The 15,459-nt window shown below is 44.3% G+C and carries 11 protein-coding genes and 1 pseudogene; 2 read left to right on the top strand and 10 right to left on the bottom strand.

Annotated elements, in window-relative coordinates; translation table 11 throughout:
- Window positions 1–47: 47 nt before the first annotated feature.
- The 8 genes from bgtG to AC6ER8_RS01995 all read right to left on the bottom strand — a co-directional run bounded on the left by bgtG (window position 48) and on the right by AC6ER8_RS01995 (window position 7,972).
- Window positions 48–1,166 (bottom strand): BaGTA-type gene transfer agent major capsid protein, encoded by a 1,119-nt coding sequence (bgtG, locus tag AC6ER8_RS02030; protein ID WP_497074756.1) that lies wholly within the window; start codon window positions 1,164–1,166, stop codon window positions 48–50.
- 543 nt (window positions 1,167–1,709) lie between these two features.
- On the bottom strand, window positions 1,710–2,483 hold the full coding sequence (locus AC6ER8_RS02025; protein WP_497078920.1) for a hypothetical protein: 774 nt from the start codon (window positions 2,481–2,483) through the stop codon (window positions 1,710–1,712).
- A gap of 20 nt (window positions 2,484–2,503) precedes the next feature.
- A complete protein-coding gene (locus AC6ER8_RS02020; protein WP_497078918.1) occupies window positions 2,504–2,785 on the bottom strand; it encodes a hypothetical protein in 282 nt (93 codons plus the stop codon).
- A 453-nt stretch (window positions 2,786–3,238) separates the two neighbouring features.
- The gene (gene bgtI, locus AC6ER8_RS02015; protein ID WP_497078916.1) at window positions 3,239–5,146 is read right to left on the bottom strand and encodes a BaGTA-type gene transfer agent portal protein BgtI; all 1,908 of its coding nucleotides are present in this window, start codon (window positions 5,144–5,146) and stop codon (window positions 3,239–3,241) included.
- Entirely contained in the window at window positions 5,131–6,489 is a 1,359-nt protein-coding gene (locus AC6ER8_RS02010) for a PBSX family phage terminase large subunit (protein WP_497078914.1), read from the bottom strand. Before AC6ER8_RS02010 ends, bgtI begins: the two co-directional genes overlap by 16 nt.
- Before the next feature lie 106 nt (window positions 6,490–6,595).
- The gene (locus AC6ER8_RS02005) at window positions 6,596–6,787 is read right to left on the bottom strand and encodes a hypothetical protein (protein ID WP_497078912.1); all 192 of its coding nucleotides are present in this window, start codon (window positions 6,785–6,787) and stop codon (window positions 6,596–6,598) included.
- Window positions 6,788–7,068: 281 nt separating this feature from the next.
- Window positions 7,069–7,212 (bottom strand): hypothetical protein, encoded by a 144-nt coding sequence (locus tag AC6ER8_RS02000; RefSeq protein ID WP_497078910.1) that lies wholly within the window; start codon window positions 7,210–7,212, stop codon window positions 7,069–7,071.
- A gap of 445 nt (window positions 7,213–7,657) precedes the next feature.
- Window positions 7,658–7,972 (bottom strand): hypothetical protein, encoded by a 315-nt coding sequence (locus AC6ER8_RS01995; protein ID WP_497074763.1) that lies wholly within the window; start codon window positions 7,970–7,972, stop codon window positions 7,658–7,660.
- Window positions 7,973–8,485: 513 nt separating this feature from the next.
- Here AC6ER8_RS01995 and AC6ER8_RS01990 point away from each other — a divergent pair.
- Window positions 8,486–8,875 carry a VOC family protein gene (locus tag AC6ER8_RS01990; protein WP_497078908.1) on the top strand — a complete coding sequence of 130 codons (390 nt, stop codon included), beginning with the start codon at window positions 8,486–8,488 and terminating at the stop codon, window positions 8,873–8,875.
- A gap of 764 nt (window positions 8,876–9,639) precedes the next feature.
- Entirely contained in the window at window positions 9,640–10,029 is a 390-nt protein-coding gene (locus AC6ER8_RS01985; RefSeq protein WP_497078906.1) for a helix-turn-helix domain-containing protein, read from the top strand.
- 1,929 nt (window positions 10,030–11,958) lie between these two features.
- On the opposite strand, the pseudogene AC6ER8_RS01980 reads toward AC6ER8_RS01985, so the two are convergent.
- Window positions 11,959–12,229 (bottom strand): annotated as a pseudogene (locus AC6ER8_RS01980) (ClpB D2-like domain containing protein); the annotation flags it as partial.
- Window positions 12,230–12,347: 118 nt separating this feature from the next.
- Window positions 12,348–14,927 (bottom strand): ATP-dependent chaperone ClpB, encoded by a 2,580-nt coding sequence (gene clpB / locus AC6ER8_RS01975; RefSeq protein ID WP_497078904.1) that lies wholly within the window; start codon window positions 14,925–14,927, stop codon window positions 12,348–12,350.
- Window positions 14,928–15,459: the final 532 nt, after the last annotated feature.

Below are 15,459 nucleotides of genomic sequence, written 5' to 3'. Positions count from 1 at the left end.
TCCCCCAACAAGAAGAATCTGTTGGGGGAAGCAAGTCATCATTTTCTTTAAGCAGGTGCACCATATGTTGGAATGACAATTGTTCCAAAATCTTGAGCCCCTTGCGCACTTCCAGGCAAGGTAAAGCAGGTTTTTTTCATGCCAATAATGGTTTTTGCTGCGACCCCGAATTCCCTTTCATAATCAAAGAGTTCTTCGACCAATTTATAGCGTGTTGCGCCACGATCTTTCCCAAAGGCGATCACAGCACTTTGCGCCCCAAGCAACACCGCACGACGCACATTGGGAACAGCTTTATTGGCGGCTCCAGACTCAACCCCTTCGGTAATATGTTCGGCTTCGCGTAAAACCACACCATTATACATGCCTAAAGATCCATCATAGAGTGGATTTTTGATCCGGCTTCCACTATAGATTGCCTTCGTGATGTCGAGCCATTGCCCCGCATCGGTATTGGTTCGCAACTGCGTTACTTGGGTTGGATGAAGATAAAGCACATAGACACTTTCCCCATCGATGCGTACAGGTCTAATTTTAGGATTGGCCAATTTAGCGCGTTCAACCGCTTTATCGATCAGTTTAAGATCAAAAACATCATTTTCTTTTAGATCTTCATCTTTTGTTTTATTGTTAGGACGCACCACACGTTTATTGGTAGGTGCGGTTGGTGCATTAAAGCCATAATGAACCGGTTTAAGAGTAATGGAACGCCCTTCAAAGTTAATGGATTTTGCGGTATATCCGCACACTTGAATGAAGAACATCATACTCAAACGATCCGCATACCAATCTACCAAACCATTTTTTGCTTCCGTGCGCAAATCATGGAGAATACGTTGCTGATCAATGGTGCCCTCATTTTTGACCCGCACGGCATGAACAAGTTCATTAATGGCCAAGCGATCATTGAGAAACTGTAAAGCTTCTTCATTTCCTTCCAAAGTTTGCCCTTCACTGACCCCATCACCGAGCAGTTGCACACGCAAACCAAAGCTAATGGCATCGCCACTTGCCTTATTGGTTTCATCTTTTAACTGTACGATACTGTTTGAATCATTTCCAATCAGTGGCGCAATCGGGATTGCTTTTGAGACTTCTTGATTTAAGAGTTTAGACCATGTGCGCACGGCCATTGGGTCATTAAGTCCGATATAAGTTACAGTCATTTTATCCTCTAAAAGTTTATTGACATAAAAAAACCGGCAAAGTGCCGGATACTCAAAACACCACATTTCATTTCAGATGGTGAATAAGTTGTGTTCTCGTGTGTTTTGTTTTTGTTAGCGTCTGCCTCCCCTTCTATTAAGAGCTCTCCTCACCGCCTCTTTAGCTTTGAGAAATCCCCACCACCACTCACGCAAGCCTCAGCCCACGCATATCCCCTCGTGCATTCCCGCACCAAAAGCCTCTCAGGTATTCAGAAAAAATAGCCCCCGCATTCCCCGCGTATCAAAACCCCTTGCACGGTTCCCGCAAAAAACAGCCCCCGCACTCCCGCACCAAAAGCTCCTCCACATGTTCCCGCAAAAAATAGCCCCCGCATTCCCCGCGTATCAAAACCCCTTGCACGGTTCCCGCAAAAAACAGCCCCCGCACTCCCGTACCAAAAGCTCCTCTCACATGTTCCCACAAAAAGCCTCTCACCACAGTTCCCCGCGCCCAAAGCCCCTCCACATATCCGGCAAGAAAACACCTACCGCATTCTTGTCTTAAAACTCTCTTCCCCCCATTAAACGATTAAAAGCGGCTTTATTTTTAGGCTCAGCAACCCAAGCGCTAAATTCTGCTTCTGACATTTTATCCAGCATATCCAAAGAAACCGCCCCACTGGGTGCCAAGCCATTATAAGCCGCAAGCGTGCGTGCAGAATTGTGTCTTTCCTGTAAATTTTCCCCCATAGTATTGGAAACATTTGTATAGCCAAAATTTTGTGCAATCGCGTAGATCACTTCAGCCGGATTTTGATTTTTTTGCGCACAATCACGCAAGATCTGTTTCAACTCATCACCAATCCTTGCATCAATATTTTGCGGATCAGCCAACTCCGGATAGAGCGAAGCAAAAGCGGACAACTGTTTTGCCCGCGTTTCATAAATAAAATCGGCTGCTTGATCAAAGTCATCATGCTTTTGTTTAACACTGGCAACAGATTGCTGATAAAACGCCTGTAATTGTTCTGCTTCGCGAACTGGGGAAGGTTGTTGTTGTTCACGCAACAGCTCTTGTTTTTGAAGTGTTTTTCCCAACCATTGCATATAGCCCATAAAGTCCTTTTGCGGATCTGGTGGACCATCCTGCCCCCCTTGCCCCTCTTTTCCACTGTCTTGTGAAAAGGACTGTTGTTGCAGGTTTTGCTCTTGGAAATTTTCTTGCAAAGCCTTTTCTTCTCTTCCACTTTCACCGGCTTCTCCCTCTTGTATTGAGTCCTGAAAATCCTGTTTCAAATGGTTTTGTTCTGCCGGCGTTAAGTGTTCTTGATCCATGACATTAGCCTTTTCTTTTTTTAAAACAATAAAATGAAATTTTTCCGATAAAACGATCTGTAAGCATTAATCCCCTCAATGCTCTTTGATCCGTTGAGCACCAACAGCTCTAGCCGCTCCACCATACCACCATACCCCTCCACCATACCTCTCCTCCCATGAATGACCATAATGACAAAATACCTCCCACCACTGATCAATCTCACACCAAAACACCCCCGCCCTTCAACACCCAAGGGGTAAACAACGCTGCTGAAATAAAGGAGAAACGACAGTGCACGCCATGAGCAACACTGTGCCATAGAAATTTATAAGCCCCCGCTTAATAAGCCCCACCGCTTAATATCCCCTCACCACCAATCCTCTTGTCGCTCAATAAAATAAAATGCATCCGAAACATCAGCTGAACTCACGCATACCCCTAGCATCCCCCTCCACCATGATGACAAGATACCTCCCACCACTGATCAATCTCACACCAAAACACCCCCGCCCTTCAACACCCAAGGGGTAAACAACGCTGCTGAAATAAAGGAGAAACGACAGTGCACGCCATGAGCAACACTGTGCTATAAAAATTTATAAGCCCCCGCTTAATAAGCCCCACCGCTTAATATCCCCTCACCACCAATCCTCTTGTCGCTCAATAAAATAAAATGCCTCCAAGATCACCCATCAGTTAAGCGCCAACATCCCCCACCATGCCCTCCATCATAGTGACCATAATGACAAGATGTCTCATAAAGCATTTGTTATTATTGATCGTTTGCACTTTGCAACATCTGCATGATCTGCTCTACGCCCTCGTGATCCCCCATCTGTTTTGCAGTATTTTGCACTACAGCATTTTGTGTTGCGGCATTTTGTTCTTCTTGGAGCGCATTTTGCGCCTTGATCGCAATTTTATGAATCAGGGAAGCTGGTAAAGGTGAATAGCGCAAGAGATCGAGCATAATCTCTGGTGTTGCAAAATTTTGCATCAAAGGAAGCAATTGCATAATCAATGCAAAAGTACGCTCTTTTTCATTAAGACTTGTTGGGGCATCATCCACAACAATATCATATTCCAAACTGGTCACCATTTCACGTGTGAGAGGAACATATTGGGCATTTTCATCGCCTGCAATACGCACCAACCGCCCATCGGAGAGGTAATTTTGAATAAGGTAGAGAATAATTTTTCCCTGCCGTTGTCGATAGCGACGCAAAGCATCAAAAAAGGAAGCCAAAAGATTAAGAGATGACTGACGGCGTTGTTGTTCAAGAATACCCGGCTGGTTAACCGCTCGTGTTCCAATAAATTCAGAAGACAAGCCCGTCACTTGTTCAAGAGCGCTTTTTGCTTCATTAAACAATTGGAAAAACCCTTGCGGAAATTGTGCCACCGGTTTAGGCTGAATTCTTCCCCCAGCGACAGCCCCACTTTTCAACCAAGTAATACTATCAGCGCGAGCCCAACTCTCAAGGGCTTGTCGATCATCATCAAAAGCATCGCGTTCTGCCATAATCCCGCCTTTTGATTGGCTATTGAGCAAATGCATGACTTGACTAAAATATTTATTTGCCCAACGTTGTGGATCTTTTGTAGGGCGCACCAGTCCGTAAAAGTGTCGGCTTAATTTATCAAAAGTACCGGTAATACACTCCCACCCCAATTGACCTGCTGGGACCAAAGGCTTATCCGGTTCTTCAAGCAGCTTTCTGCCCAAAAATGCGCGTTTGACAATTTTTCTGGTCAACCTTGTTGCTTGAATATCGGGAAATTCTTTTCTTAAACTTTGAAAATCACGCTCCAAATACTCAATAAACTGTCCACTTTGCGGCTCGAGTACTTTATAGACCACCTCACGTTCAAACCAGCGACATTCCACCAATGTCACCATTTTAGGTCGTTGAGAACCACCAACCTCTTCTTCCAGATAGGCTCCCTCTCCTTGATACCCCCCTGCCTGATAGCTTTTCGTCATACCATTGCTGGTAGGGTATAAGAACCCCTGATGTTTTACCCAATCGGCATGAAGATCACTCCAATGAACATGGGGAAACATTTCGGCCGCCACATCCAGAGGCTTTTCATCAATATACCATAAACGTTGTGCATCAATAAGATTAGGCTTAACAGCACTCGCATCCCAGACCATTTTCATAGGATCGAGCCTTGCAATAATGGGGTTTCCTTGCGGATTTTCTTCATAATCAAGGCGCGTATCGGTCCATCCCATTCCGCAAATAATAGCATCTTGAAAAGCATCGGAATCTTCATATTCGCCGTCAGCTTCATCACGAAACCATTCGGCCGCTCCTGTCAAGATCTGGTTGGCAAAGGCTGCGCCTTCTTGTCGTGGAATAAACTGCACTTGTCGTTTATTATTGCGTTCTGTCCCAATGACAGCATTAATCAAAGGTGCAATACGATTAAAAGTCATCACGGGTCTATTTTGTTCGTTCAAGACAGCCAAGTCTTGCTCATTCCATTGTCGCCCATTATAGAAATCATAGTCTTCTTGGGCATTTTTTCGCCATTTTTCGACATGTGCAATATCATCCTGATACCACCCGACAAGTTTTTTAAAGAGAGCTTGCTGTTCAAGCGTTTCGATTTGTTCAAAAGAAGAAGAAGAAAAAGAAGAATCTGTAGACATATTCATTAAAAAGCCATCCATGAAGTTTGAGAACGGTGAGAAGAGCGATAGGTACTTTTTCGTGTGCGCGCATGGGGCTGTTCATAAGCCACACACATCAATCCAAAGGCATCCGCGCCATGGCTTGCCCAATCATGTTCAGCCCCAAGACCAATATTGCGCTGTTCATCACGCTTTTCATGATACCAAGCGAGTGCTTTTCTCCCCGCACCTGTTGTCTCTTCGTTAAACCATAGAGCAGGAAACAAACGCCTTACGGCTTCGATACGCATTTTCACAGCGCCTGTTCCCTGATTCGGAATGATTTTGGTTTGAAAACCGGCTTGTTGCAGCGCACTTTCAAAACTAACATTATAAACACGATCTTTTGTCGCGCCATCATGGGGTAAGACCATCAGTGCCTTTTCATATCCCCTTTGAAAAATCCACCCCACATGCTCTGAAAGCGGTTGTCCTTGTGCTTCATAATAATCGAGCACACGAATTTCGCGTCCGACAAATTGCGCCACCCACAAAGCGGTTGCATCGGCTTTTGCTCCTGTTCCCCCGATATCCCAAAAGATTTTCACCTGTATCAAAGGATCCCGTGGAACGGTGGTAATCCGCCCTTCCATTTGCGCTTCCAAAAGACATTTTTGATAATAAGCACCTTGCACAGCTTGGAGATAGTCCCCTTCCCAAATATGGTTATACTGCTCTGGTCTTTGCTGCAAATCGTCCATTCTATCTCGATTAAGTTTTTCAGGAAATTGCGGATTATCGCGCCAATTAATTTCCACGCCTTTGATATTGGGATTATCGACATTTCGAAAACGTTTTTCCACGGGAGCATTTTCATGGCATGGGTTCCAAGTAACCCATAATTCTGCATTCCAATCGTCTCCCTCTTCACGCAAAGTTGGAATAAGCGTTTGCCAAGCAGTCTCGGTGACCGGCTCCGCCTCATCAACCCAACACAAGAAAACGCGCCCCATTGATTTAATACTAGCAATATTTCGATCAAGACCCGCAAACACATAGACGATGCGTCCATCTTTTGATTTAATATATTTATCGCCGATTTCATAATAGTCTTGAAGAAACGAATAAGCTTCTATGGCGCGTTTAATTTCTTCCAAAGAGCTCTCATTGAGAGAATTTTGAAACTGGCGCGCACAAAGAATAATTCCGCGTTCTCCTGCCATGCCATGGCGATATCCCACCACCGCCGACATCAAAGCAAAAGACCGTGTTTTTCCAGAACCCCGTCCGCCCCAAGCGGCTCGTACATCGGCTTTTCCGGAAAAGATAGGAATAAGCTTTGGAATAAGAGCCACTTGCGCTGTCTGCCCTATTTTTTGAGAAATTTTCTGAACCGTTGTCATGTATAAATTTTCATCACTGAGAATGATTTTTACTCTTTTAAAGAATACCAAGTTTCATCATTTCAGAACCTTTTAAAGAAAAACACTCTTCCCAACAGCGCTCTCTTCATCCTGATACGCAATCCATTGCCTTTCTTTGGGCATTGTCCTTTTTTGCGCATTTCGCTTTGTTTGCATGAAATTCCCCCACCATAAGCCCCCACCATATGCCCCCAAGCCCTTCTCTTCCAAGCACACGAAGAGCCCCCCTCAGACACCGTGCCCCTGTCCCCCACAAAAGCACGGTATCCGCCCCCATTTCACCATTCCCTTACGAAAAGCAAAGCAGACCATCTGGCAACATCACACCCCTTAGAACAAAGTGCCCTAAAAGGATTTCCCCCAAAAGGGTTTCCCCCAAAAGGGGTTTCCTAAAAGAATTACTCAAGCCTCACACTTGTCGCCCCCCAAGGTCCCTCAAAGATAAGATCTCAACACGGCATCTAATTCATAAAAGCCGTGCTCTCACGCCCCAACACGCAAAAACCTCTCCAACACACGGAAGCCCTCACGGCCCCCTTCACAAAAACTCTTGAAACATCACGCGCCCATCACAAAAGCACGGATAACCTTAGCTTCATACATGCTCCACCAAACCATGCACCAAAGCTCCTCCAAGCGCACGAAGAGCCCCCTCAGACACCGTGCCCCTGTCCCCCACAAAAGCACGGTATCCGCCCCCATTTCAGCATTCCCTTACGAAAAGCAAAGCAAACCATCTGGCAACATCACACCCCTTAGGACAAAGCGCCCTAAAAGGATTTCCCCCAAAAGGGGTTTCCTAAAAGGATTGCTCAAGCCTCACATTTGTCGCCCCTCAAGGTCCTTCAAAGATAAGATCTCAACACGGCTAACTCATAAAAGCCGTGCTCTCACGCCCCAACACGCAAAAACCCCTCCAACACACGGAAGCCCTCACGGCCCCCTTCACCAAAACTCTTGAAACATCACGAGCCCATCACAAAAGCACAGATAACCTTAGCTTCATACATGCTCCACCAAACCATGCACCAAAGCTCCTCCAATCCACGCTTTAGGTATCATCCATCAAAGCCCCTGAGACGACATTCCACATCCCTGTCCTCATCTAACTCATTTTCCACGATCACCCGCTTGCATTTCCGCATGATCACGCTTCAGGATTATGTTTCTTCGATTGGGTCTTTTTTGACTTCACCGGTACGATCTCGATCCGCGAGATTGTTTTGATATCGCTTTCTCCCGTTACTTGAAGAGGCAAAACTTTTGCCAGCAGCGAAAAAAAAGGCACGGGATTATTCAGGGCATGATATTGCAGATAAGAGACCAATCCATCCTCACCATACTGAGATCCAGCCTGTTCTGCCGCTGTCAGTAAGGCTTCATTAAACCGCTTTGTTGTTTTATTCATCGTTCCTTTTTTCCGCCCTCTTCGAGTTAAGGGAAGACAAGGTTTCTCAGCCATTCTTATGCTTCCTTTTCAATCAAAAAAATCAATCCCATGACATAGAAAAATGATCGCCACCCCTCACCTCAAAGGACGAGGATTCCACCCAACGCCGGTCTGTCAAAAAGTCCAGCTTCTTCTCTAGAAACTTCCCCCTTATGGTTAATTTCTGATTAGGAAAAATCCCCTACAAAGCCGAAATTCCGCATCTGATTTTTACAGATCCACGCCTTTACGCTTTTCTATCTTAACTAAAGCGCAGCAAACAAAAGGCTTACCACCTCGCACTGCTCTGTAAACACGAGTCTGAAACAATCCTACTTTTTGCCTCGTAAATTCCCCTGCTGAGTTTGAATCCCTCTCCCTCAAAGTTCTCCATGCCTGACATCACGCCCCCTCAAAAGCATGTGTTTTACAACATGATAGGATAAAGAGAGCACCCCGCGAACAGAAGCCTCACAAACTCTTATTGAAATATCCCCTATAGAGGTATATCACATCAAGCAACTGCTACTCAATCAGGAGGAATTTATGAGTAATATCTCTAGCTATTCTGTTACCCCAAACCTACAGTTGATATACGTATCAAACGTAGAGCATTCTACCGCTTTTTACAAATTCATCTTCAAAAAAGAGCCTGTGTTCATCTCGCCACGCTATGTTGCCTTTGCTTCTTCAGGTGATGCACTTTTTGCACTCTGGTCTGGAGGCGATGCGCCTCAGGAAAATGTGCCTCGTTTTTCAGAAATCGGCATTATGTTGCCTCACGGAGAGGATGTAGATAAACTCTATGCGGAATGGCAAGAGCAAACCACCGTTGAGATGAATGTCTTGAAAGAACCATATACAGACGTATTTGGACGTACCTTCCTCATCAAAGATCCCGACGGCCATATTATTCGTGTTTGTCCACTGGATTAAAAATCCTTAAATCTGATTTAATCACCAGAATTTTGACCTCCACCCCTCGTCTCAAGGGCTATCACCTCAAAGGACGAGGATTCCACCCAACGCCGGTCTGTCAAAAAGTCCAGCTTCTTCTCTAGAAACTCCCCCCTTATGGTTAATTTCTGATTAAGCCCCCATAAAGCCGAAATTCCGCATCTGATTTTTACAGATCCACGCCTTTACGCTTTACCATCTTTACGCTTTACCATTTTCACAGAAATAAGCCCCGCGCGCTGCTCAGTAAACAATCCCCCAAAAAACCACCCCGCAGCACTCTATAAACAACCACCCAACTTCTTGCCCCACGTCCCTGCCGTCCAATCCCCCTCAAAGTTCAGTACTTCAAAAAACACGCCAAGCAAGCCCACCTCTAAACTATTCACCAGTCACTCTTACAAAAAGGACCTTTAAATTTACACACCTGCCTATCCCCCGCTCCTCAAACGACACTCTTACAGTATAAGAGCAAAGTTTTAATTTTTCTTGCCAACCTTTTGAAAGTACTTTATTGATAAACACGTGTTTTTGATCGTCCACGCAACGGTCAAATAGGGAGTTGAAAACCCGAAAACTCGTACATGAATTTGCCCCGCTTTGCGGGTATCCCGGAGTTCCGGGAGTTTTTGCTATGTCCAAGTGCTTACCAGCACTAAAAGCAAAAAAGCTGATTCGAGTTCAGTATTTTCAACCTCCCGGAATACCAATGCGAGGGCGCTCGCGACCGGAGGGGGCACAAAGTGCAAACCAAAAATCCACATTTTCAAACTAAAAATTCACGTTTTAATGACATTTCGATTGGTAAAAGAATTCGTCACAGAAGAGTTACAATGGGGCTTTCTCAAAAAGCATTAGGAAACTCTTTAGGTGTCAGTTTCCAACAAATTCAAAAATATGAAAAAGGTTTGAACCGTGTAAGCGCAGGGCGTTTACAAGAAATTGCCAACCTGCTGAAGGTTCCTATTACCTTCTTTTATGCTCATCTTGTCACAGCAGATATTTCCACAAAAGACAATCCATCATACGCTGATCAAGAAACCTACAGCGAAAAGGAACAAACCCTTGTAAAAAATTTTAGAGAGCTTCAGCCGAAAAAACAAAAGGCAATTTTGTGGTTAATTTCTGATTAAGCCCCCTACAAAGCTGAAATTCCGCACCTGATTTTTACAGATCCACGCCTTTACGCTTTACCATCTTGACGAGAAAGCAGCCAAATAAAAGGCTCCCCCCCCTGCGCTGCTCAGTAAACACTGGTCAGCAACATTCCAGCTTCTCTTAAAGCAAGTTTCCTCTGTTGACTGCAGATCACCACACCTTCACAAGCATGGTGTTTTTTCAAACTTGCCAATCTTGCCCTTTAAATATTCACCTGCCACTCTCACAACAAGGACCTTTAAATTTACATTGCTCCACAATCATCATCCTTCAGAGAGCAGTATTTTACAGTAAAATTTTAAAGCAGAAAAACGCTCATCATCTAAAAAATGATGAAGAAGTAGGTCTTACACATCCTATATCCTTGCTTAAACAGCAAAGAAATTCGCAATCGGTCGTAAAAAATACCCCCGCCCTCAAACTTTTCCATGCCTGATATCACCGCCTTAGACGACGGTGTTTTACGGCATGATAAGATAAACACTGGTCCCTCAACACTCCAATTTCTTGCCTAGGCCAATTCCCCTGCTAAATTTAAATCACCACACCCCAAACAATATGCTTTACAGCACAACAGGATATCACGCCATTTCAAATGACAAAACCTTGACGCACTCATAAAATAACAAACAGCAAAATTTAGGAAGCAACAAACAGCAAAATCTTGGAAAGCTTAATCCCCCTCAATGTCACCCTGAATGATCCCCACCACATCATTTTTCCAACCATTATCTTTCATTATCTCTTCAATGAACTTTTATGTTTCAATGGACTTTACAGGAGACTTTACGGCCATAGCTCAACAGATTTTATGTTTTTTCTACCTATTTTATGGAGTTTTATTTACGGAACTCCCACCTATAGGACCTTTACGGCTGGGACCCTTACGGCTTTTACCAAGAGCTCGATCTGATTGAGAGCTACAATTCCGATTATGTCATAATGATATCTTTTTACATTGACCTTGTCAAGTTTTTATCTTTTATTTTTATCTTTTCATATCATTCTTTTTTGTGCTCCTCTCTCTCATACAACCACAACGCCCAAAATATAAAGCACAAAATAAAACGTCATTGTGTTGCATATTCACGCGCTTGTAAGAATATGTCTTACAGCCTTCCCCATTTCACAACATCCCCCTTCATGTGTCATATGACACAACAGGGCGCGACAAATATAATGCTCAACTCCTCATGATTATAAAAACCACCCCCCCCAACCACGCCCCAAAGCGCGCACAACGCTACCACAACGCATCCCCCCACGCCCTAAAACTTCCCCTTGATTTTCACGATTCCACATTTTTACGTTTTTACAGCTTTACTGAAAGTTGCAAAGAAAATGTACAAACCACCACTGAACAATCCCTCATTTTTTTAAAATCCCCCAAAGGACTACCCTGCACTCCGTAAACAATGATCTCACCTCCTTCCCCATATTCTAAAACTGCTCCTTGCCTTTTACGATTTCACGTTTTTACGTCTTGCCTAAAAAAGCAACCAATAAAACTTGCCCACCACCACCGCCCCCTTTCTTTAAAAAATGCCCCCAAAGGAGAAAAGTTCTCCTTTCTTTTTTACAGATACACGTTTTTACGCTTTTACAGATTTGCAGACTTTAGCTCAATAAAACTTTCCTCCCAGTCCGCACACTTCTCTATCAAGAATCCAACCTCTCATAGCCAGCAAATTTTTCTACCAACCACACATGCAAATCAACACACCTAAGCGCCCCTCAAACAACGGTATTTTATGGCATAAGAAGCTTATCGCCACCTTTTGATACCATGAAATTTTCCTCGAACCTATGTTGAAGGCAAAAACACCAACCACTCACCTTGACTTTGCAAGGATCACAGACGGCTTTTCTGTGACCACCCTCTCACCCGCGCACTGTCTCAAAGCCTACTTTTCAGGCAAAAACGCTAAGCGATCACCTTGTTTTGTCACTGTCACAGCCATCTCGTCGTGAATTTCTCCAAACAAGATTTTTTCTGCCAAAGGATCTTGAATTTCCTTTTGGATAATCCGTTTCAGCGGGCGTGCTCCATAAAGAGGCCTTTATCAGCAAGGAATTCTCGCACTCTGGGTTCGATAGGCAAGGTTATGTTGCGTTCATTGAGTAAATTTTCAAAGGGTGTATCTGAATATCAACAATTGCCTCTATTATCTTTTGATCGTTGTAGCCACAAAAGAATAATCGGTTTTAAAACACCAACCACTCACCTTGACTTTGCAAGGATCACAGACGGCTTTTCTGTGACCACCCTCTCACCCACGCACTGTCTCAAAGCCTACTTTTCAGGCAAAAACGCTAAGCGATCACCTTGTTTTGTCACTGTCACAGCCATCTCGTCGTGAATTTCTCCAAACAAGATTTTTTCTGCCAAAGGATCTTGAATTTCCTTTTGGATAATTCGTTTCAACGGGCGGGCGCCATAAAGGGGATCATAGCCTTTATCAGCAAGGAATTCTCGTACTTCTGGTTCAATATGCAAGGTTATATTGCGTTCATTGAGCAAATTTTGCAAATGTTGTATCTGAATATCAACAATGGCCTCCATGTCTTTTCGTTGCAACCGTTGAAAAAGAATAATCTCATCAATACGGTTTAAAAACTCTGGACGGAAAGCCGCTTTTACAACATTCATGACATCGTCTTTAGCTTGATCAACCATTTGTCCTTCCGGCAAAGCGGTTAAAAATTCAGCCCCAAGATTGGAAGTCATAATCAACAAAGTATTACGAAAATCAACCGTTCTTCCCTGACTATCGGTCAAGCGCCCTTCATCCAACACTTGCAGCAACAAATTAAAGATATCCGGATGTGCCTTTTCAATTTCATCAAAGAGAATAACTTGATAAGGTCTTCTGCGTACAGCCTCTGTGAGCACGCCGCCTTCTTCATAGCCGACATATCCAGGCGGTGCTCCAATGAGGCGTGCACCGGCATGTTTTTCCATATATTCTGACATATCAATCCGCAACATGGCATTAGCATCTTGGAAGAGAAAAGCCGCCAGTGCTTTGGTGAGTTCGGTTTTTCCCACACCGGTAGGGCCCAAAAACATGAAAGAACCCAGTGGACGATTGGGGTCTTGCAACCCAGCCCGCGCGCGCCGGACAGCCCGTGCCACCGCTTGCACCGCTTCGCCTTGTCCTACAACACGGGTTGCAATTTCATCTTCCATACGCAAGAGTGCCTCGCGTTCAGCCTCTAACATCCGATCAACAGGGATGCCCGTCCAGCGTGAAACAATCCGCGCGACATGCTCTGCGGTTACCGTTTCTTCCACGAGATGATTTTGTTGATCGTCATTTTCCGCTAAAGTCAATTGTTTTTCGAGTTCCGGAATAACACTATAAGCCAACTCTCCCGCTTTTTGGAATTGTCCATCACGCTGTGCAATCGCCAAGGCATTGCGTGCTTCTTCGAGTTGTTTTTTCAAATCAGCAGCATGGCCTAATTTTTGTTTTTCAGCCTGCCAAGCCGTTGTCATTTCAGCAGACTGTTGTTCCAATGTTTTGAGCTCTTCCTGCACATTTTTCAAACGTTCTTTTGCTGTAGGCTCAACATCCGTTTTCAAGGCTTCCCGTTCGATTTTCAACTGTAAAATACGCCGATCCAGCGCATCGAGTTCTTCTGGTTTTGAATCCACCTGCATACGCAAGCGTGCAGCGGCTTCATCAATGAGATCAATGGCTTTATCCGGCAAAAAACGATCGGTAATATAACGATCAGATAACCTTGCTGCGGCAATCAAAGCACTGTCTGCCAAACGCACTTTGTGGTGTTGTTCGTATTTTTCTTTAATCCCACGCAAAATAGAAATGGTATCTTCCAAAGAGGGCTCGGGCACAAAGACCGGTTGAAAACGACGCGCAAGAGCGGCATCTTTTTCGACATATTTGCGGTATTCATCCAAAGTTGTTGCGCCCACACAATGAAGCTCTCCACGCGCCAAAGCGGGTTTTAAGAGGTTTGAAGCATCCATGGGACCATCAGATTTCCCAGCCCCCACAAGATTATGCAATTCATCAATAAAAAGAATAATCTGTCCATTTTCGGCTTGCACTTCTGCCAGCACAGCTTTGAGACGTTCTTCGAATTCTCCACGATATTTTGCACCCGCAATAAGTGCCCCCATATCCAAGGCATAGAGTTTTTTATCGCGCAAAGTTTCTGGAACATCGCCATTGATAATGCGCAGTGCCAATCCTTCCACGATAGCGGTTTTTCCCACGCCGGGCTCCCCGATTAGGACGGGATTATTTTTCGTGCGCCGTGAAAGCACCTGAATGGTGCGTCGAATTTCTTCTTCTCGCCCAATGACAGGGTCGAGTTTTCCCTCGCGTGCATCTTTTGTGAGATCACGAGCATATTTTTGCAAGGCATCATATTGACCTTCAGCATGAGGACTTGTTGCTGTTTTTCCTTTGCCCAGATCATTAATAGCTTGATTAAGCGCTTGCGGGGTCAAGCCCGCTTTTGTGAGAATATCGGCTGTTTTTGCGGACTTTTCCATCAACAGCGCTTGCAAAACGCGCTCCACAGTGACAAATTGGTCACCGGCTTTTTGTGCAAGCTCTTCTGCCCGCGCGAAAACTTTTGCCACCGGCTGCGAGAGATAAAGTTGTCCATTTCCACCCTGCACTTTTGGCAAAGCCTCAAGCGCTTCTTTAAGTGTCGTTTGAATAAGCTTAAGATCGCCCCCTGCTTTTTGAATAAGCGACGCGGCCAATCCTTGAGCATCATCTAATAAGACTTTCAAGACATGTTCGGGCATAAACTGCTGATGATCAGAAGCCAGAGCATTATTTTGTGCTGATTGTAAAAACCCTTGCACGCGTTCGCTGTATTTTTCCAAGTTCATTTTTTTTCCTTTCTTGCACCACCGCTCTTTGAGCATCCCCCAGGCACTAAGGCAAGGAAGTGCACCGCCCACAAACACTGCCAGCAGTGTGAAGAACTATCGTGCTAAAAGGAATATGGGTTTTCAACAGCCCCATAGCAAGAGGGGAAAAAAGGCGCACTGTTATTTTTAAATAAAAACTGCAACTCTTCTATAAATTCTATAAATTCCCCCAAAATGCCCCCAAAATTCCCCAAACGCCACCTATGGACGCCCCAAACATCACCATCAAAATCCTCCCAACACAAGCTCTATGAGCCAAGAGCTTGCTTCCCCTACGGCCTCTTACTCAAAATTAATTTTGCATAACAAAAAGCACCATGTAAATACACATTTTGTTTTAAATAATATCATGTATTTAAAACATATAATTAAATATAGAAATCAAAAAGTATTCTTCATATTGTTTCTTTTAAAAATATTAAATACATTTTTATTCGCAGAATCATATTGAATAACTTAACTGAAAGGAGGTTAAATATGTACTGTAACA

Source organism: Bartonella sp. SL320 (assembly GCF_059687635.1).
The sequence above is the reverse complement of the archived record's forward strand: the minus strand, read 5'-3'. Positions and strand labels throughout refer to the sequence as shown.

Bases quoted from the DNA above. Each gene is read 5' to 3' on its own strand.
- AC6ER8_RS02025 (WP_497078920.1), bottom strand. From the start codon at position 2,483: ATGGATCAAGAACACTTAACGCCGGCAGAACAAAACCATTTGAAACAG.
- AC6ER8_RS02005 (WP_497078912.1), bottom strand. From the start codon at position 6,787: ATGGGGGCGGATACCGTGCTTTTGTGGGGGACAGGGGCACGGTGTCTG.
- clpB (WP_497078904.1), bottom strand. From the start codon at position 14,927: ATGAACTTGGAAAAATACAGCGAACGCGTGCAAGGGTTTTTACAATCA.
- bgtI (WP_497078916.1), bottom strand. From the start codon at position 5,146: ATGGATGGCTTTTTAATGAATATGTCTACAGATTCTTCTTTTTCTTCT.
- AC6ER8_RS02000 (WP_497078910.1), bottom strand. From the start codon at position 7,212: ATGGGGGCGGATACCGTGCTTTTGTGGGGGACAGGGGCACGGTGTCTG.
- AC6ER8_RS01995 (WP_497074763.1), bottom strand. From the start codon at position 7,972: ATGGCTGAGAAACCTTGTCTTCCCTTAACTCGAAGAGGGCGGAAAAAA.
- AC6ER8_RS02010 (WP_497078914.1), bottom strand. From the start codon at position 6,489: ATGACAACGGTTCAGAAAATTTCTCAAAAAATAGGGCAGACAGCGCAA.
- bgtG (WP_497074756.1), bottom strand. From the start codon at position 1,166: ATGACTGTAACTTATATCGGACTTAATGACCCAATGGCCGTGCGCACA.
- AC6ER8_RS01990 (WP_497078908.1), top strand. From the start codon at position 8,486: ATGAGTAATATCTCTAGCTATTCTGTTACCCCAAACCTACAGTTGATA.
- AC6ER8_RS02020 (WP_497078918.1), bottom strand. From the start codon at position 2,785: ATGGCACAGTGTTGCTCATGGCGTGCACTGTCGTTTCTCCTTTATTTC.